The sequence below is a fragment of the Colwellia sp. TT2012 genome, assembly GCF_001440345.1.
GTDB lineage: Bacteria > Pseudomonadota > Gammaproteobacteria > Enterobacterales > Alteromonadaceae > Colwellia.
In genome coordinates this window covers 63,864-83,805 of record NZ_LJYX01000003.1, presented here as the reverse complement: position 1 = coordinate 83,805, position 19,942 = coordinate 63,864, and the positions used below count along the sequence as shown (strand labels likewise).

At 38.5% G+C, this 19,942-nt stretch carries 18 protein-coding genes; 5 read left to right on the top strand and 13 right to left on the bottom strand.

Annotation, left to right across the window (positions count from 1 at the left end; genetic code table 11):
* Positions 1-55: 55 nt before the first annotated feature.
* Positions 56-193 (bottom strand): hypothetical protein, encoded by a 138-nt coding sequence (locus ASU03_RS20525; protein WP_157465786.1) that lies wholly within the window; start codon positions 191-193, stop codon positions 56-58.
* Positions 194-887: 694 nt separating this feature from the next.
* Here ASU03_RS20525 and ASU03_RS01705 point away from each other — a divergent pair.
* The gene (locus tag ASU03_RS01705) at positions 888-2,159 is read left to right on the top strand and encodes a S1 family peptidase (RefSeq protein ID WP_057830183.1); all 1,272 of its coding nucleotides are present in this window, start codon (positions 888-890) and stop codon (positions 2,157-2,159) included.
* Positions 2,150-3,196, top strand: a complete 1,047-nt coding sequence (locus ASU03_RS01700; RefSeq protein ID WP_057830182.1) for an FHA domain-containing protein — start codon at positions 2,150-2,152, stop codon at positions 3,194-3,196. The genes ASU03_RS01705 and ASU03_RS01700 overlap by 10 nt, the downstream gene beginning before the upstream one ends.
* Before the next feature lie 78 nt (positions 3,197-3,274).
* Here ASU03_RS01700 and trpS read toward each other — a convergent pair whose 3' ends face one another.
* The gene (trpS, locus tag ASU03_RS01695) at positions 3,275-4,282 is read right to left on the bottom strand and encodes a tryptophan--tRNA ligase (RefSeq protein WP_057830181.1); all 1,008 of its coding nucleotides are present in this window, start codon (positions 4,280-4,282) and stop codon (positions 3,275-3,277) included.
* 41 nt (positions 4,283-4,323) lie between these two features.
* A complete protein-coding gene (gene rpe, locus ASU03_RS01690; protein WP_057830180.1) occupies positions 4,324-5,004 on the bottom strand; it encodes a ribulose-phosphate 3-epimerase in 681 nt (226 codons plus the stop codon).
* Between the two features lie 308 nt (positions 5,005-5,312).
* Between rpe and ASU03_RS01685 the strand changes: the two genes are divergently transcribed.
* Positions 5,313-5,993 (top strand): TorF family putative porin, encoded by a 681-nt coding sequence (locus ASU03_RS01685; protein ID WP_082627099.1) that lies wholly within the window; start codon positions 5,313-5,315, stop codon positions 5,991-5,993.
* Between the two features lie 427 nt (positions 5,994-6,420).
* Positions 6,421-6,609 carry a DUF2970 domain-containing protein gene (locus ASU03_RS01680; protein ID WP_057830178.1) on the top strand — a complete coding sequence of 63 codons (189 nt, stop codon included), beginning with the start codon at positions 6,421-6,423 and terminating at the stop codon, positions 6,607-6,609.
* A gap of 11 nt (positions 6,610-6,620) precedes the next feature.
* On the opposite strand, the gene ASU03_RS01675 is transcribed toward ASU03_RS01680, so the two are convergent.
* The 9 genes from ASU03_RS01675 to ASU03_RS01635 form a co-directional block, all read right to left on the bottom strand.
* Positions 6,621-7,439 carry a Dam family site-specific DNA-(adenine-N6)-methyltransferase gene (locus tag ASU03_RS01675; protein WP_057830177.1) on the bottom strand — a complete coding sequence of 273 codons (819 nt, stop codon included), beginning with the start codon at positions 7,437-7,439 and terminating at the stop codon, positions 6,621-6,623.
* A 58-nt stretch (positions 7,440-7,497) separates the two neighbouring features.
* Positions 7,498-8,946 (bottom strand): SPOR domain-containing protein, encoded by a 1,449-nt coding sequence (locus ASU03_RS01670; RefSeq protein ID WP_057830176.1) that lies wholly within the window; start codon positions 8,944-8,946, stop codon positions 7,498-7,500.
* 63 nt (positions 8,947-9,009) lie between these two features.
* Entirely contained in the window at positions 9,010-10,074 is a 1,065-nt protein-coding gene (gene aroB / locus ASU03_RS01665) for a 3-dehydroquinate synthase (protein WP_057830175.1), read from the bottom strand.
* Positions 10,075-10,110: 36 nt separating this feature from the next.
* Positions 10,111-10,629: a shikimate kinase AroK gene (gene aroK / locus ASU03_RS01660; protein WP_057830174.1), complete on the bottom strand. Its 519-nt coding sequence runs from the start codon at positions 10,627-10,629 to the stop codon at positions 10,111-10,113.
* Between the two features lie 242 nt (positions 10,630-10,871).
* A complete protein-coding gene (locus ASU03_RS01655) occupies positions 10,872-12,950 on the bottom strand; it encodes a type IV pilus secretin PilQ (protein WP_057830173.1) in 2,079 nt (692 codons plus the stop codon).
* An 11-nt stretch (positions 12,951-12,961) separates the two neighbouring features.
* On the bottom strand, positions 12,962-13,519 hold the full coding sequence (locus ASU03_RS01650) for a pilus assembly protein PilP (protein ID WP_057830172.1): 558 nt from the start codon (positions 13,517-13,519) through the stop codon (positions 12,962-12,964).
* A complete protein-coding gene (locus ASU03_RS01645; protein WP_057830171.1) occupies positions 13,516-14,118 on the bottom strand; it encodes a type 4a pilus biogenesis protein PilO in 603 nt (200 codons plus the stop codon). Before ASU03_RS01645 ends, ASU03_RS01650 begins: the two co-directional genes overlap by 4 nt.
* Positions 14,118-14,693, bottom strand: coding sequence for a PilN domain-containing protein (locus ASU03_RS01640; RefSeq protein WP_057830170.1), 576 nt, complete (start codon positions 14,691-14,693; stop codon positions 14,118-14,120). Before ASU03_RS01640 ends, ASU03_RS01645 begins: the two co-directional genes overlap by 1 nt.
* Complete coding sequence (locus ASU03_RS01635; RefSeq protein ID WP_057830169.1) at positions 14,681-15,760, bottom strand: pilus assembly protein PilM; 1,080 nt, start codon at positions 15,758-15,760, stop codon at positions 14,681-14,683. Before ASU03_RS01635 ends, ASU03_RS01640 begins: the two co-directional genes overlap by 13 nt.
* Positions 15,761-15,885: 125 nt before the next feature.
* On the opposite strand from ASU03_RS01635, the gene ASU03_RS01630 reads away from it, so the two are divergent.
* Positions 15,886-18,441: a penicillin-binding protein 1A gene (locus tag ASU03_RS01630; protein WP_057830168.1), complete on the top strand. Its 2,556-nt coding sequence runs from the start codon at positions 15,886-15,888 to the stop codon at positions 18,439-18,441.
* Positions 18,442-18,574: 133 nt separating this feature from the next.
* On the opposite strand, the gene argA is transcribed toward ASU03_RS01630, so the two are convergent.
* Positions 18,575-19,885: an amino-acid N-acetyltransferase gene (argA, locus tag ASU03_RS01625; protein WP_057830197.1), complete on the bottom strand. Its 1,311-nt coding sequence runs from the start codon at positions 19,883-19,885 to the stop codon at positions 18,575-18,577.
* Positions 19,886-19,942: the final 57 nt, after the last annotated feature.

Below are 19,942 nucleotides of genomic sequence, written 5' to 3'. Positions count from 1 at the left end.
AATTACATAAAAGCAGCCGCAATGGCTGTTTTTTTTACTTTTTTGAGGGCACCGTTCAGGCTGCTACAACACTTTTCACGCCAGCATCAAGTTGTGAGAAAGAAACTATGATGGCATTCGCGAAATACGAAAAATCAAAAATGTAGCGCCATACTTTCGCTGTCTTTTCTTTATCGCTACGCTGAAATATCATCGGTAATATTCCTTTTCCTCAACTTAATTTGCACCCATGCATGTGAAAATCATCTTTATCACTTCAGTAATACTCAACATAAAATCATAGGCTTATAATGTAGACACCCGTATTATGGAATAGAGCCTAAAGGTATTGTTGATGCGCCTAGAAATGAAATTTCTCTGTGCTGCTGAACTTGCATATTGCAGTAGAACGGGCAACTATACCCGTGACCATTCAATATGCCTATTTCAGAGTGCTTGAGCAATGTCAATTCAAGGCGCTGTGATGAATAAGGTTACTCAGGCGAATATGCTCAGGATAATTTCTCCTGCATTATCTAATAAGGGACTCCTGTACCGTCTGCATTCTCTAATCAGCTCCATCCATGTAACGTCATTATAATTCAAAGCAACGATGAAGTGCTGTTGCTCAAACGCTTCTTTGATGGGTTTAAAATAACTTTATACCGCGTTAAATAATCAAACCATAGAGTGACTATGCTTACATTATTTCCCTTGCCTAAAGCCATTTTAATTGCCACTGAAATCCTGCACTTTGATTGATAACGGGTATATAGAGGAAAAACCATACCTGGCTTCAATAAGATAAACAATGACATCAATCTAGTAAAATGATTAATGTTATTGATAGAGTGACAAATGCTAATTTAGTGTCACAATGGATTAATTGCTTATCAACAGGAAGATGAATGAAAACTCTTTTTACCTTAGTTTTTATACTATTAAGTCATACTATTTTTGCCGCTGAGCAAGCTGAAAAAATTTTCGCTCAGCTAACACCTTCCCTTTATCAAATAAAATTGATTGATAAAGCCAGTGGCGAGAAATCGTCGATTGGATCTGGTTTTCAGATCAGTGCAGACGGCATTATTGCCACTAACTACCATGTAATATCTAGCTATGCCCGTCACCCAGAAAAATATCGCATTGAATATTTAGACTACCAAGGAAAATCGGCGCAAGTCGACTTGGTGAGTGTCGATGTTATTAATGATCTTGCCTTAGTAAAACGTCAAGTTGACCATGATATGCCCTACTTCATACTTTCTGATAAAAAGCCGATTAAAGGTGAGCAGTTATTTGCTCTGGGCAACCCTCATGATTTAGGTATGATTGTGGTACCTGGTACTTATAACGGTTTAAAAAAAGAATCGTTCAATGAACGTATCCATTTCACTGGCTCTATTAATTCGGGCATGAGTGGTGGTCCTGTGGTTAACAAAGCTGAAAAGGTAGTTGGCATTAATGTAGCCACATCAGGTAACCAAATTGGTTTCTTGGTGCCACATGAAAAATTGGTGACTCTTTTCACCGACTATAAAAACAACCCACCGACAGATATTAAGCAACAAATGTCAGCACAATTAATGGCCAACCAAAATAAACTAATGTCAGCACTACTTAATAATACTTGGCAAAGTAAAGAGCTTGCCGGTAAGGCCATGATCCCAATTATTGACGTACCTTTTATTCGCTGTTGGGGTGATTCTAATGCCGATAAAAAAGATGCCCTTATTTTAGCGGCCATTGCTAATTGCTCTTTAGATGAAAATACTTACCTCTCGTCTCACTTTTTTACTGGCAGTGTCGAAATTGAATTTCGTTATATGCAAGCAAAGAATTTAAGTGATAATAAATTTTATCATTTATATCAACGGCAAATATCCCGAGCTGGTGCGGGTAATAGAGCAGGCAAAGATGATGTCACTGAGTATCAATGTCACCATGACATAATTACACCGGCAAGTACCGCTGGCTCAAGCCAAGAAATTAAAAATAAAAGTATTTTTTGTACACGTGCTTACAAAGAATTCCCAGGATTATTTGATGTCTTATATCTAGGCGCTAGTATCGATAAAAATCAACAAGCTTTAGTCAGCCACTTTACTCTAGCCGGTGTCAGCAAAAAAAATGCCCTGGCTTTTACTGGTAAATTTATGGAGGCAGTATCATGGAAGTAATTAAAGATACTGAGCATGGCTGCACAGCAACAGAGCCAATGACAAGTAATGACTTACCCTCCGAACAAGGTGAGATCATTATTGAAGAAATTACCCGTAATCATAAATTGCTGCATCGTCACCGACTCAAGCAAAGCGAAATTTCCATTGGCCGGGGTTATCACAATGATATTATTTTAACTGACCCTCATATTTGTCCGCAGCACTTATCGTTAAGTTTTTCTCAAGGTGCTTGGCGCCTTAATGATAATAACTCAGTAAATGGCACAGTATTAGAAGGTAGTAAATCAAGTAATAAAGATGACCATCAACAAGTAATTAATGATGGTGATGTTATTGTTTTGGGTAAAAGCCAATTAAGAATACTATTTAGTGATCATCAAGTAGAAGATACCATTGCCTTTAGCCCCTTCGAGTCGCTAATAGACTTCATCCGCCACCCTATTGCAGTATTTATCAGTATTGCTTTGTTTATACTTATAGCGGGAAACATTTCCTATTTAAACCAGCCAACTGAAACCAATATAAGCCAGTTGTTTGTTAGCGCTTTTAGTATGAGCTTATTATTTGCTTTATGGCCTGCAGGTGTGGCTTTAGTGTCTCACCTCACTAAGCATGATCCACGGATACTCGCTCAGCTTGGTATTAGCTTTAGCTTTTTTATTCTGCTGTGGCTTAGTGATCTATTGGAAGAAATTATTGCTTTTAACGCCTCGAGTAATTCATTACTCGGTTTGATTAGTACGCTAGTTCCCATTGGACTAGCTTTTAGCCTGTTTTGGTTAAATAGCTATATTGGCTTTCATGTTAGTGCAAAACGTAGAATTGTTGTAGCATTAAGTATTACTGCACTACTCTTTGGCGGTACTTACTTATTACAATACAGTAAAAAGCCTGAGTTTAATCCACATCCACAATATAATGCCACGATAATGGCACCCAGATATTTAATGGCGCCAAGCAATAACGTTGAAACTTTTTTAAAGCAAAGTGATGTTTTATTCGAACAAGCAAATAAAGCGGCACAGCAAGATTAAAAGTTAAAAACTTAACTAGATAAAAGGCTTATTTTCATAAGAAAATAAGCCTTTATATTAATTAGGTTAAACGGCTAGCTATGGACGAGGAATAAAACCAACCGCATCATATACAGAGCGAAGTACTTTACTCGCACGAGCAGAAGCTTTTTCAGCACCATTACGCATGACTTGCTCTAAGAAAGCTTGGTCTGCCCTGTATTCATGGTACTTGGTTTGAATTGGCTCTAACAAAGCGACTACCGCATTGGCGACATCACCTTTTAAATGACCATACATTTTATCTTCATAGGCTGGTACTAGGTCAGCAATGCTTTGTCCGGTAGCACAAGATAATAACGACAATAAATTCGATACGCCTGGTTTTTCTTCGCTATCAAAATATATGCGCGCTTGCTCATCAGAATCGGTAACTGCACGTTTTATTTTCTTGGCAATCTTTTTAGGATCTTCTAACAAACCAATGAAGTTACCCGGATTAGTATCCGACTTAGACATTTTTTTAGTCGGTTCAAGCAAGCTCATTACCCGTGCGCCATGCTCTGGAATAAAAGGCTCAGGCACAGTAAAAATATCGCCATAAATATTATTAAAGCGCGTAGCTATCACTCTTGCTAATTCTAAGTGTTGTTTTTGATCATCCCCTACTGGCACTTTGTTAGCACCGTAAAGTAATATATCAGCAGCCATCAAGACCGGATAAGTAAATAAGCCTGAGTTCATATTTACTTCAGACTTTTGTGACTTATCTTTATATTGCGTCATGCGATTTAATTCACCCATTTGCGTATAGCAATTAAGTACCCAGCTCAATTGCGCATGCTCAGGTACATGGGACTGAATGAAAATAGTACTTTGCTCAGGGTCAACACCACAGGCAAGATATAAGGCTAAACCATCTAAGGTTGCTTTACGTAAATCCTCAGCTTTAGGGCGAACGGTAATGGCATGTTGATCAACAAGCATGTAATAACATTCATGGGTCGATTGCATATTAACCCATTGCTTTAATGCGCCTAAATAATTACCGATAGTTAACTCGCCTGATGGCTGACAGCCACTTAATACAATAGGTTTACTAGTCATTTCTTATACCCTTAAAATACTAAATTTCAACTTATGTTTACTTATACTGACTGCGATACTGTGGCTAACTCTGCGCGCATTTCATCAATTGCCACTTTATAGTCAGCTTGAGAAAATATTGCCGAGCCAGCAACAAACATATCGGCACCCGCCTCGGCAATTTCTGCAATATTATTCACTTTAACACCACCATCAACTTGCAAACGTATATCATAGCCACTTTGTTTAATCTTTTCTTTTACCAAACGTAATTTATCTAATGTTGCCGGAATAAAAGATTGGCCACCGAAGCCTGGATTAACAGACATTAATAAAATAACGTCAAGTTTATCCATAACAAAGTCTAAACAATGCAAAGGTGTGGCAGGATTAAGGACTAGGCCGGCTTTACAGCCATGGTCTTTAATTAGCTGTAAGTTTCTATCAATATGATCACTTGCTTCCGGGTGAAAGGTGATTATATCAGCCCCAGCTTTAGCAAAGGCGGGGATGAGCGTATCAACTTGCCTAACCATCAAATGAACATCAATGGGCGCTTTAATACCGTAATCACGTAACGATTGACAGATCATGGGGCCGAAGGTTAAATTCGGTACAAAGTGATTATCCATGACATCAAAGTGAACAACGTCGGCACCGGCGGCTAAAACCTTAGCAACATCATCCCCTAAACGAGAAAAATCGGCGGATAAAATAGAGGGAGCAATTAAAAATGGTGACATTAGCGTACATCCTAAAAAAATATGCCGCTATTATACCCATGCTAATTGAAAATGCGAGTTACCCGCCATCGTTACCTCATATGCCGCTGCACTTTTTTTACACATTGACTAAAAAATCGCACCAATATTGCTCAACTCAGATATTAAGTAAGCAAGTAATTAAAATTAATTTAAAAGTAAAATGAACTAACCAGTTGATTTTAATAAAAAATATAATTATAATAATAAATATGATCTTTGTATATTTAGGCATAATGCTTGCACAGTATCTAGCAGACACTTTTTATAACAAACAACAAGAGCTACTTATGAAAAAAACAATAACAACCATGGTTATCACATCACTATTATCAGCTTCTGCTATTTCATTCCAAGCATCAGCTACTGAGGGCTTGTCAGCAAATTTTGCTGCTACTAACAACTACTTATGGCGTGGCTTAGAACAAACAGGTGGTGATGTTGCGATTTCAGGCGGTATTGATTACGCGGCAAGTTCTGGTTTTTATGCCGGTACTTGGGTATCAAACGCGTCTTGGGGTGACATGAAAACTGAACTAGACTTATACTTGGGTTTTGGTGGTGACATCAATGCAAATTTTTCTTATGATGTCGGCTATATTTACTTCGCATACCCTGATTCAATTGCTGATAAAAATGCCTTCTCTGAAATCTATGCAAGTATTTCAACGGGTGGTTTCACTTTTGGTTTAGCTGTATTAGCCGATTCAGAAGGTGGTGGCGACGGTGCAGAATTTGGTGATTCACTATATGCCAACATTGACTACGCTCTTACTTTAGCTAACGATGCAGAAGTTGCTTTTCACCTTGGTAATTACAGTGGCGATTTCTCTACTGACTCAACTGACATTGGAGTTTCAATAAGCAAAGACGGTTTCACCTTTGGGGTTTCAAAAACAGATTACGATGACGGTATGGACAGTGATGATATGAAATTCTACCTTGCTTATAGTATTGATATTGACCTATAAGGTATTGATTACTCATTTTGATGAGTAATGCACCTAAGAAACAGTCAAAGACATTAAGGTGAACCTAGGTTATACTGGTTCACCGGTTATAATGGATAGTACCCAAAAATGTCAAAACGGATGATGACAAACCCACACTTATCAAAATTTATGCACCTAACCTTTGCGTGCACTTTGACCCTGGTTACTTTATTTAGCTTAAGTCAATATAGCGATAAACAAATATCTCAAATACAAAAACTTAGTTCGTGTATGGCGGTTGCATCAAATCTGCCAATGAACCATGTAAACCACCCATGCCAAGCTAGTAATAGGTCAAATAAAAGCTGGTTATCCTGGTTATCTGGTAACAGTAATTCCACACATTTACACTTTTTAGATTTAGTTGAGCTTATTCATTATAGCTTCCATTAAGGCGTTCTTGGTCATGCAGAGCAGCTTAAAAGATACCTTTAAGAGTGTTGCTGCGGCATTTTTTGGCGTGCAAAGTGAACGTGCACGCAAACGCGATTTTTCCCAGGGAAAACTTAGTCACTTTATTATTGTTGGCCTTATATCTGTACTGATTTTTATCGCTTGCTTAATCGCCATTGTTAGCTTAGTGATACCAAATTAATTCGGACCAGCTTATTTATATAACGCCAGTAACTCTGCGACCTTTTTACGCTTAGTCGCATTTTGACTAATTGTGCGAGCTACCTTGACTGATTTTATCTTTACCGCATGTTCATAAATTTTTCGGGTCCAAATGGTATCATGATTAGAAATCACCACAGAAATAGTGCCTTTTTCGCTAACTTCTTCCGCGGCATTGGCAAGATCAGCTTGTTCATCTAAGCCAAAGCCATTGCCTGCATAACTGGTAAAACTTGCTGTTTTACTCAATGGTACGTACGGTGGATCACAATAAATCACATCACCATGTTCTGCTCGCGCAAAGGTTTGACGATAGCCTTCACAGACAAAGGTGGCTTTTTGAGATTTTTCAGCAAAATAGTTTAATTCAACCTCGGGAAAATAAGGACGCTTATATTTACCGAAAGGAACATTATAGCCACCTTTCTTGTTATAACGACATAAGCCGTTATAACCGTGACGATTCATGTATAAAAAAACTAGGGAGCGAAAGTAACTGTCTTTACTGGCATTGAAATCAGTACGCAATTGGTAATAGGTTTCGGCTTGATTATGCTCGGGATTAAAAAACTTGCGCGCATCCTCAATGAAACTGTCAGGTTTTACTTGGACAATTTTATAAAGGTTTATTAAATCTTGGTTAATATCATTAAGAATATATTCATCAAAGTCAGTATTTAGAAAAACCGAACCGGCGCCAACAAAAGGCTCGATAAGACGACGTTCATTAGGTAGCATTTTTGAAATAACATCACACAGACTATATTTACCGCCAGCCCACTTCAAAAACGCTCGATGTTTATTATTCATGCTACCGATTAAACCCGCGACTTCACTTGATAAATTTAAAGGCGGATTGTAGCTTGTATTAGCCCTTAAAGGTATTTATTTCACTGATTACCAATGAAATATCCTTAAGCCATGGTTCACGTATTAGCAGACTTGCTGGCAACAACTTTATCGCTGATTTTGCCATGGTTTTATTTGGATAAACCCTTGAAGTGACCACAATAAAACGCTGCTCTGTTAATAGCCTTTGATAGCTGAACAGGTTCTCTGACCGATGATTTTCGATAAATTCATGCCACAACTTACTATCGGAAAAACCAGCTAACTGAATAACATAACCATACTCATAGACTACCGCTTGGTTTTGATAGTAATGACTAGCAATTTTTGCCAGCCTAATCGGTTGAATTTGTTTTTCTTCGGCTTGCTCTATAATGACTTGCTTTTCGACTGTTGAGCCAGCCTTTTTGTTAGCAACGTCAATAGAAGGACTTGCTACTGCTGTGAGATTATTAAATGAGTTGACTAAAGCGTTGATGACATCACTGGCATTCGCAGGCACCTGCTTAGCATGACTTAAAACAGGTAAAGCCAATATGGCTCTATTAATCTCTTCACTGGACGCTGCCCCCCCGCTACCAACTTGAATTAACTCATCAGCCGTGACTAGTTTTTGTTTCTTTGCCATTTTTATAACTACTCGCTCGTTTACACTCGCTATTGAGTTCTTAGCGGGTAAAACGGTATCACTAACATGGAATTTATTAAGCTGTTTATTTAACGGGTTACTTTGCTTATTTAAGGTATCGGTAATTACTTGATAGCCCCAGATAAGTATAGCTAACAGCATTAACATGACTAAAAGTAAGCTTACTTTCTGCCAAAGTGTTAATGAACTAGTCGCTTTTTCATGGTGTATTCTTTTGTCATCTAAGCTAAGTACTTGCCCAGATGTAGCTTCAATAACTACCATTTTATGTTTAAATAAACTTTTATTTAGCGATAACTGCTTAGCTGCCTCGGTTAAACCAAAAAGAACGACATTAATTATTAGTTGGTCTTTTTTTGCTAAACTGACTAATTGTGATAATTCATACTTAAGCTGTAATGAGAGGGCGTGCGCATGGTCTATGACTATAGAGATAGCTTCACCTTGCTGTTTGGCAAATCGTAAAACACTAACTGCTAATGATTGCTCAGGATCAAATAGGGTATTTATAAACAACTGTTCAATCAAGCGACAGCGGATTTGAATATCGTTTAATTTTGTTGAGGCTGAGACAAAGGCAACATTAATATGACTCTCTTTTCCGGTAGAATGGTCATTAGAAAGGCTGACCAGATACTGGCTAGCTAATTGAGAGTATTGTTCGGTGTTGCTTGCTATAACTAATACTGCTTGTTTTGTATAGCATAAGTTATGCTCTATCCGTGTGGGAACACTAATAGCTGAGGGCACATTTGCAGACAAGGATATATTTTCTGCTAGGGTTGGAGCTGTTGGGGAAGTATTCTCTAGTGCGGACATACTTAATCCTTTCTATACTGTAAATTCTTCTTCATGCTAGCTAAGTCCATCAGAAGAAAATAATTATAGAATTTCTTGAAGTGTATCCTGGCTGACATCATCACGAATTTCAGACTGGCCTATCGCGGTTGGTATAATAAACCTGAGCTTACCGGCAATATTCTTTTTATCTCGGCGCATATGACGGATAAATTCAGTAAAACCCATATCCTGTGGGGCAATTACCGGTAGATCAAACGCTAAAATTAATTTTTCCATTCGTCGTAATTCTGACACTTCAAGCAAATTCATTGCTACTGCTAATTTAGCAGCAAGTACCATGCCAGTTGCTACTGCTTCACCGTGCAACCACTTGCCATAACCCTGCTCAGCTTCGATGGCATGAGCAAAGGTATGCCCTAAGTTGAGTAAAGCTCTGATGCCCGTTTCGGTTTCATCACTTGCCACAATATCAGCTTTACATTGACAACACTTTTCAATCATCTGCGCTAAAATCTGCTTGTCGGCCGACTTTATCCCAGAAATATTGTCTTCAATCCACTCAAAAAAGACTTTATCACCTAAAATACCATACTTAATTACTTCAGCCATTCCTGCATTAAACTCACGGACAGGCAGAGTTGCCAGACTGTCAATATCAATAAAAACAGCTTTAGGCTGGTAAAAAGCGCCAATCATATTTTTACCTAAGGGATGATTAACCGCCGTTTTCCCTCCAACCGAAGAATCAACCTGTGACAGTAACGTTGTTGGTATTTGAATGAAATCAATACCGCGTTGGTAACATGCTGCGGCAAAGCCCGTTATATCACCAATAACACCGCCACCTAGGGCTATTAAAGTAGTATCTCGACCATGCTCGTTAGTTAACAGGTGCGACATGATAACTTCAAAATTTGCTAAGCTTTTTTCAGCTTCACCATCAGGAAGAATCACTTCATCTACGGAAAAATCGGTTAACTTTGCTTTAAGTGCATCGATATATAAAGGAGCAACAATATCGTTTGAGACAATACAAACGCGCTTGGCCCGAATATGCGAAGAGAGCAGATCTACTTTACTTAATAGACCTGAATCAATATATATAGGATAACTACGCGTACCTAAATCAAGATTAAGAATTGCCATATTAGAATACTACCCCGAGTTCCACCGTGGAGAAATTTAAAAATCAAGTCGCTCTATGATTTTGTGCGCAACAACTTTGGCACTTTGCTCATCAGTTTGTACTATGATATCAGCAATTTCTTCGTATAGTGGGTTACGCTCTACAGCCAGATTTTCCAACACTGTACGAGGATCTTCAGAGGTTTGTAATAGTGGACGACGACGATCTCTTTGTGTACGTGCAACTTGTTTGTCGATTGTTGTTTCAAGATAAACAACGATACCGCGTGCAGATAAGCGATTACGAACACTAGCGCTTATGACTGAACCACCACCTGTTGCTAAAACAATACCTTGTTTCTCACTTAAATCCTCAATTACAGATTCTTCTCTTTTGCGGAAGCCTTCTTCACCTTCAAGATCAAAAACCCAAGCAATGTCTGCTCCTGTACGGCGTTCTATCTCCTGATCAGAGTCAAAAAACTCAAGGTGCAATCGTTCGGCTATCTCTCTACCGATAGTGCTTTTACCAGCACCCATAGGGCCTATAAGGAATATGTTACGTTTTTCTGCCATTAGATTTACTTAATACTCGTTGTGTTAACAGAACAGCCAAAAGCCTCTATTTCAATGAAAAAATGCTTTTGGCGAAAAAGAGGTCTCCCTCAGAAATTTCAAGGGCGTAATTATCGCAAGTGTTGGCTATAAAATGCAAGTAACAATAGTAATATCTTAGTTAAAAATTCAATTTTAAAATAATAAACCCATCAAACCACCTAATACGGCAGTATTTGATGGCTTTTATCTAATCCAAGACACTAGAATTCTTCAGTAACTATTCTAGGCGTAACGAAGATCAATAGCTCTTTTTTCTCGTTTACCTGACTTGTGGTTCTAAATAACCAACCTACATAGGGTATATCACCTAAAATCGGAATTTTAGTAACTGTACTTATAATTGCTTGTTGATAAATACCGCCTAGTACAATGGTTTCACCATTATTAACCAATACCTGTGTTCCTATACGCTGGGTATCAATCGCAGGAGCAAAGCCACTTCTAACTTCTGAAACAGTATCTTGAGTAATGACGAGATCTAATATAATTTTATCATCTGGAGTAATATGTGGCGTTACGGTTAAACTTAATACTGCTTTTTTGAATTGTATGGCTGTCGCACCACTGGATGATGCCTCTTGATAAGGAATTTCAACACCTTGTTCAATATAAGCTTCTTTCTGATTTGCGGTAGTTATGCGTGGACTAGCAATAACTTCACCTTTATTCTCTTTTTCAAGCGCAGAAAGTTCAAGATCTAAAATAGTACCATTGGCTAATCTAGCAATCTGAAAGGCGATTATGCCCGCTGGGTTTGCTACTGGAAGATTAACATTTAATCTATCGACTAATGAAGGAACAGAGCCACCACGAGCTGTCTCAATACCTTCTAATCTTCCGGATGTAGTGCCCTCACCATTGGTATTTGTTGCCCCCCAACGAATGCCTAGCTCTTCGTTGACACTATCTTTTACTGTAACCATCCTAGCTTCGATAACAACTTGACGAACAGGAACATCGAGAATAGTAACCATACGTTTAATGTCTTCAATACTTTTAGCAGTATCGCGAATCAATAAGGTATTAGTACGTTCATCGACTGAGACACTACCGCGCGCAGATAATATACTGGTATTATCATTTTTAATTAATTCAGCAAACTCAGCCGCTTTAGCATAATTTATTTGTACAAATTCTGAATATAAAGTGGCTAATTCTTCAACTTGTTGTTTTGCTTGTAAGGCTTGTGCTTCACGGGCAGCAAGTTCATCACTGGGCGCAACCATCAAGATATTGCCCTGCATGCGCTTATCCAACCCCTTAACTTTTAAAATAATACTTAACGCTTGATCCCATGGCACACCATCAAGTCGCAATGTAATATTACCTGTGACTGTATCACTGATAATTAAATTAAAGCCATTATAATCGGCAATAATTTGTAGCACTGTCCGTACCGGGATATCTTGAAAATTCAATGAAATACTACGGCCTTTAAAATCCTCAGTTTCCCCTAAATAACTAGGTGCTTTTACCGGTTTCTCTTTTACTGTCAATATAAACAGGTTTGCTTCCTGTTTCTGGCTAAAGATAAAGCCACTGCCAACTTCAATGACTAAACGCGCATTACGCCCTTCTCTAAACGTTTCAATACTAGTAACTAAGGTACCAAAGTCAGTTACATCTAATTTATAAAGTAAATCATCAATAATTTCAGTATTATGAAATTCAACATTTAATTTACCTAAGTTGTCATTAACATCTGCCGCTAACATACTATCTTTAAGGTAAATTAATATTTGCCCTTCATTTTCGCTATTTAATCTAAAGTCTATTGACTCTATATGATTGATATACGCTTCACCCGCCGGCATTAAGGCTTCAACCACATCAGCTGACTCACCAAAGTTAAATGTAATGGCAAACTCTTTGTCGTTAAGTAAGGTTACATCAAAAACTGCAAGTTTTTCCAAGTGAATTAAAGCGATAACTTTGCCGGTGCCTGCATCTAAATTAATACGTTTAACACCCGCATGATTAACAAATATTTCATTAAATTCCTGCCCATATGCTTTGGCATCAAAAGTGACTTCAACAAAAGCGGGTGTCATTGATGTTTGAATTTCTGGAAGAGTGGTAATATTTTCAGTAAAACTAAAAACTAAAACAATCTGATCGTTTTGTATGGTGTTATAAGAAACACCGACTAGTTCATTGTTATGTTCTGTAGCACTAACTGATATTGACAGTAAAGTAGTTGATAACAGTAATAGTGCCGCAAGCCAGAGCTTTTTAATAGCAGTAAAGCCTTTATAATTTTTCATTTGATTAAATAGCATTATTAATTCCTTTACTTATTTGACTCTGCAGATTGTACTATACTTAATTTTGTTTCACGCTCTATCCAACATCCGGCACCATCTGGGGCCAATTCAATTATTTTCACAGTTTTTGCACTCACTTGTGTGATACGACCATTGTATAAGCCTAGGTAATTTCCAGCAGCCACTCGATGTAAACTTAAATCTGAGGCTTCTAATAAAGCCCAGAGTTTACTTGCATCACCTAAGGTGCCGCGCATTGTTAAGTCACTTAAAGCATACTTTTCTAACGGTTGTTTTCGGCGGTTAGTATCAGGACTTAAACAGCCCGCCATTTGCTGCATTTTTTGCTGTATTGCTTCAGGCCTGGGTAATACAAATGGACTACGCAAATCATCGGCTGAATAAGCAATATGAGTAAAAGGATGTACCTCGGGCATCGGGTCAATGTAATTAGTTGTTGTTGCTTTCACTTGAGCCATATGAGCTTGTATTGCCGTGGTATCATCAAAACAGCCAGAGACTAAAGCGAGTGATACAATACCAAGTATTTTTATTGTTTTAGCCGTTAAACTATCAGTCGTCATTTGGCTACCTCCTGTTGATAACGGTAGGTTTTAGCTTGTAACTTCAAATTTAAATTTAGGCTATCTTTATCGTCTCGATCAATCTTAATTTTAAAATCATGCACTGTTACAATCCTTGGCAAACCGGCAATTTTACTGACAAATTGACCAAATGAATGGTACGAGCCGGTTACTTCGATATTTATTGGTAATTCAATGTATATTTCTTTACTAATTTCTGGTTGCCATTCTAATTTAACAAAATCAAGACCACTGGTGGTACCCACAAAAGTTATATCATCTAATAATCCAGGAATTTCATGACTATTTGGTAAGCTTCTAAGTTGAATGGCGAAAGTATCTTCAGCTTCTACCATTTGTGCTCTGAACAAATCTAAATTAGCCGCTACATGATATTTTGTTCGGTATGACTGTTTTAAGGTGACCTCTTCAGCAAAAGCACGATCAAGTTGCTTAATTTGATCACTGATTAAGCCCATATAACCTAAAATTGCGACGGTAACCGCTAAAAAAACAGCTAATAATAACTTGGCTGCAGCAGGCCACTGACCAATATTATCAAGTTCAAGATTATCAAATTGGGATGCATCAAACTTCATTATTTGCCTCCCTTTCTTGTTTTAACATCATCCATTAAGCCCTTTATTTTAACTTTCATGATAAAGCGGCTAAGTAACTTAGGTGAGCCATCGTCAGCCGTAATCGACTCGGGTGTAGCATCAATAAATAAGTCAGATAATTCAACCGCTCGAATCATATTAGCTAAATGGTTGTTCGATTCACTTTTTCCGATCAGGTGTAAAATATTACCCTTTTTTTCCATTTCAGTAATATAAATACCATTGGGAATAAGCTTTGCTATTTCATCAAGTACTTGCGTACCTACATTTCGACTACGCTGTAGTTGTTCAACAACTTCAATTCGTTTCTGTAACGATGCTTTTTTATTATTGAGGGTTTTTATTTCATCAATTTGAATATCCAGTTGGACAATTTCATTTTTAAGATACTGATTTTTACTATTTTGTCCATCAATGCGAGCTTGAAAATAAAAATTAATGATAAGTACTAGTGCTAATACGGTCAAACCAACGACGGCTAAAATACTGAAGTATTCTTTTTGTTGTGCCTTGAGTGCAGCTTCACGCCAAGGGAGTAGATTTATATGTGCCATGGCGTAAAACTCCTTAAAGCTAAGCCAGTTGCTACCATCAATTGAGCAGCGACCTTAGCAAGTTCGTCTTGATCGATTGAGTCACTGATTGACATATCATGAAAGGGGTTAGCAATAATGGTATGAATAGCCAGTTCTTCGGTAAGTAAACCTTCAAGTCCTTCTAATGCAGCTGTGCCACCAGAAATTAATAAATAATCTACTTTTTCTTGGCCACTAATAGTCAAAAACATTTGAATAGCTCGACGTATTTGTTGCATTAATACAGTGTGGAATGGAGCTAAGACCTCAAAGGTATAATTTGGCGGTAAATCATTTGTGGTTTTAGCCTCTTCAGCTTGTTCAAAAGATTTATTATAGTATGAAACAATTGAGCGAGTATATTGCTCACCACCAAACATTTGATCACGGCTATAAATATGTTTACCCGCATCAGTAGCAGAAAAAAGCGTTACCGTTGAACCGATATCTACTATCGCAACAACTTTATCTTTAGCATCCTCTGGCAATTGCGTTAAACAAAGATCATAAGCTCGACCAACTGCATATGATTCAACATCGATTACCTTAGCTTGAAAGTCACCTGCTTCGAGAGCTGCAACACGAGCCTCAATGGACTCAGTGCGTGCCGCACTGAGTAAAACATTAACTTTACTAGGATCAGACTCGTTAACATCAAGGGTTTCAAAGTCTAAACTGACTTCATCTAAGGGGAATGGAATAAGACTGTCTGCTTCAATTTCAATTTGGCTAGCAAGTTCCTCTTCAGTTAAGGCTACATCCATATAGATAACTTTGGTAATAACCGTTTGTCCTGATACCGCGGCAGCAGCGTCGGTAGCTTTAGCTGAGATTTTCTTTCTAAGTTTAGCAATAACAGCACCTACCGACTCAATATCTTGAATTTCACGGTCCACCACCGAACCCCGAGGCATGGGTTCAATGGCAAAGTCCTCTATTACAAATCCTTCACTTCCCTGACTTAACAATACCGCTTTGGCCGAATGTGAACCTATATCGATCCCCACCATCATTGAATTTTTCTTTTTCCACAGTTTGTCTAGCATAACAACCTACGATTCTATTTTTGTATTATTTTAGATGTAAAATACATATAAATACATTTATTACATGCTTTTACACGATATACTAGTATTATCTTACAAATTTATCCACTTATTGGTTTTCTGTTGTGTTTTTAATCAAAAAATTATTAAAAGTCAGTCTGATAGGCTTCATTTTGATATCTATCGCCTTCTATAGTTTATATCTATCAATGCGTTCAGACTTACCCAGTGTAGACTCATTAAAAGACTTGCACTGGCAAACGCCCATGCAAGTTTATAGTCGAGATGGTTTGTTAATCTCACAGTTCGGTGAAAAGAAACGCATACCCTTAACATTTGAGCAGGTACCACAACAACTTATCGACGCTCTATTGGCAACAGAAGATGACCGCTTTTATTTACACTTTGGTGTCGACCCCATCGGTATGGGCCGCGCAATACTTGGTAAATTAATGGGACAAGACAAAGGTGGTGCAAGTACCATCACCATGCAGGTAGCCCGTAATTTTTTCCTCACTCGAGAAGTAACATATACTCGAAAAATTCGAGAAATTTTCTTATCCTTCCACATTGAAAACTTGCTCAGTAAAAATGAGATATTAATGCTATACATCAATAAGATTGAGCTGGGTCATCGAGCCTTTGGTTTTGGTGCAGCAGCACAAGTTTATTACGGTAAAGAGATTAACGAACTTACCCTTGCTCAGATTGCCGTGCTGGCAGGTCTACCTAAAGCGCCCTCTACATTAAATCCTATTCGTTCGCCGCAACGCGCTAAAGCCCGTCGCGCCGTGGTTTTACAACGTATGCTTATCAGTGGTTATATTACCGACCAAGAATACCAACATGCTAAAACCGCACCGATAACGGGTAAGAAGCATGGTGCTGAAATAGAACTTAATGCCCCTTATGTTGCTGAAATGGCTCACCAAGAAGTACTTAAACGCTACGGCAAAGAAAAAGCATATACTGAAGGTTATAAAGTTTTCACTACGGTTACGGCAAAACTTCAAACGGCTGCCCAGCAAGCCTTAGTGAATAATTTATTGAACTATGATCAGCGCCACGGATTTCGCGGTCCTTTAAATTCCCTTAGACCAAAGCAAGTGAAAAAAACCAATAAACTTTCCGTTCAACAAGCCCCTTTATTAACCCAAGATGAAATTATCACTGCCCTTGCTCAAAGTAATTATTATCAAATGCTGGTACCTGCGGTAGTTACCGCCGTTGCAGAAAAATCTGTTGATATCCAGTTACGTAACGAAGTAACTGCGACCATTAACTGGTCTGGATTAGCCTGGGCACGACCTTATATTAATGATCAAAAACAAGGCCGACCACCCAAAGTAGCAAGCGATATTCTCCACTATGGTGATATTATTTTAGTCAGTAAAATGCCTGACAGTAGCTACCATTTAGGACAACTGCCAACAGCAAGTGCCGCCATAGTGTCATTATCTCCAGATGATGGCGCAATTAAAGCAGCGGTAGGCGGTTTTAGTTTCAAACAAAGTCAGTTTAACCGTGTTACCCAAGCAAAGCGTCAAGTAGGCTCAAACATTAAGCCATTTATCTATTCTGCCGCCCTTGAACACGGTTTTACCCTGGCATCATTGGTAAACGATGCGCCGATAAATCAGTGGGATAGAAGCTCAGGTGTAGTCTGGCGCCCCAGAAACTCCCCAGAAACTTATGCGGGTCTGTTAAGAGTTCGTTTAGCTTTAGCGCAATCAAAAAATGTAATAGCAGTGCGCTTACTAAAAAGTATTGGTGTTAACAATACCATCAAGCATTTAACTGCTTTCGGTTTTAATGCAAACGACTTACCTCGCAATGAAACCTTAGCACTTGGCTCTGCCTCATTAACACCTTTAGAAGTTGCTACTGGCTTTGCCACTTTTGCCAATGGTGGTTTTTTAATTGAGCCTTATTTAATTGAACGGATAGAGAACAGTGACGGAGAAATTATTTATCAGGCTAATCCTGCCTTAGCTTGTGACCCTTGCCTGCAAGCAAATGATTTAGACAAATCAGAACAGGAATTAAATTTATTGGCTAGCATTAACCTGTTTACAGAAGAAACGCCTGCACTTGCCATAAAACAAGCGACTCGCATTATCAGCCCACAAAATGCCTTTTTAATTACCCAAGCGCTTAATAGTGCTATTTGGGATGCAGATTGGTCGGTAAAACCTGGTTGGCAAGGAACTGGCTGGCGCGCTAGAACGTTGAAACGCCGTGATATTGCCGGTAAAACGGGTACTACTAACGAAGCAAAAGATGCTTGGTTTTCTGGTTTTAGTCGGCGTTTAATAACTACCTCATGGATAGGCTTTGATGATCCCCGTCATATCCTAGGCCAAACAATTTATAATAATAATTTAGGCAAGAATCAAACCACGGGTAAAGAGTTCGGGGCTAAATCAGCACAACCTGCTTGGATTGAATTTATGCGCATTGCCTTAGCAGATATTGAAGTTGAAGCCTTTGAGCCACCTGTTGATATAGTTTCAGTACGTATTGATAAAGCAACCGGAAAATTAACCACTAAAACTGATAGAACAAGTCAATTTGAGTATTTCCGTCTAGGACATGTACCCACTGACTATGTCACTGCAGATAATATTAGCGGAATATTATCTGGCGGTACGCAAAAAGAAGAGGAAGAAGAGTTGTTCTAATCCTAAAAGAGCAACCGTATTCCCTGTTGAAATAATAAAAAAGCAGCTAACTTAAAAGGTTAGCTGCTTTAATTTTGATTTTTGCATTGGCTTTAGTGAGGCTCTATAGCAATACTTTTAATAGCTTAGTCAATTATATATTTTTGATAAAGACTTGCGAATTACGCTGAAAATTATACATTTGTTTTTTTCCTTCAGGCAACCTTTCTAGAGATGTTTCGATAAAACCTTGCTCTCTAAACCAATGACCACTCACAGTGGTTAATAAAAATAGTGATGTTAAACCTTTCTTCTTAGCACTCAGCTCTACAGCATTAATAATTCTTTCGCCACGGTTACCATTTCGATAATCGGGGTCAATAACAACACAAGCAACTTCACCTGTTTCAGCTTCTGGATAAGGATATAAAGCAGCGCATGCGATAATGACATCTTCTTTTTTAAGCACCATGAAACACTCTATTTCCATCTCGAGCAGTTCACGAGAGCGTTTAACTAACACGCCCTCTTCCTCCAGCGGTTGTATCAATTCTAAAATTCCGGCGACATCATCAATAGTGGCGGTAGAAATTAATTCTTTATGATCTTTGGCAATCAAAGTACCGGCACCATCACGGGTAAATAGCTCCTGCAACAAGGCACTGTCACTTTGATAACTGACACAATGACAACGTTCAACGCCATTTTCACTACTCTCAATAATGGAGCGCAGCAATAATTGACGAACATGGCAGTCATTGTCATCCAACAGCGTTTTCACTGTACGGACACTACAACTGCGAATTAACTGGCCTGATTTATCAATAAGCCCTTCATCTTCAGTAAAGGCTATAAGCTTATCAGCTTGCAGTGCAATAGCGGTTTGTGTGGCGACATCTTCTAACGCAAGATTAAAAACTTCACCTGTCGGTGAATAACCAATCGGTGACAACAATACTATGGAACCATAATCCAATTGCATGTTAATACCGTCAGAATCTATGCGTCTGACACTACCAGTGAATTTATAATCTATACCATGACGAACACCCATAGGCTTCGCTATAACAAAATTACCCGTACTGACCCTAATTTGTGAGCCGTGCATAGGTGAATTAACGATACCAGTGGAGAGTAAGGCTTCAATGTGCAGACGTAATGAACCGGTAGCGTCTTTAACGGCAACTAACGTTTGCGCATCCGTTACCCTAATATTATTGACCACCTTGCCGGCAAGGCCCCGTTGCTTCATACGGTCTTCAATTTGTGGCCGCGCGCCATGCACCACCACCAATTTCACCCCTAAGCTACGTAATAACGAAATATCATGAATAATATTAGAAAAATTAGCGTGCGTGACGGCTTCACCACCAAACATCAAGACCACTGTTTTTCCGCGATGGGCATTAATATAGGGCGCGGCGTTTCTGAACCATTTTACGTAATTCTGATCACTATTATTCATGTTTTCCATTCTTTATTTGCTTAGTTTTATCACTAAAATCCGACTTACTTTCAGCAA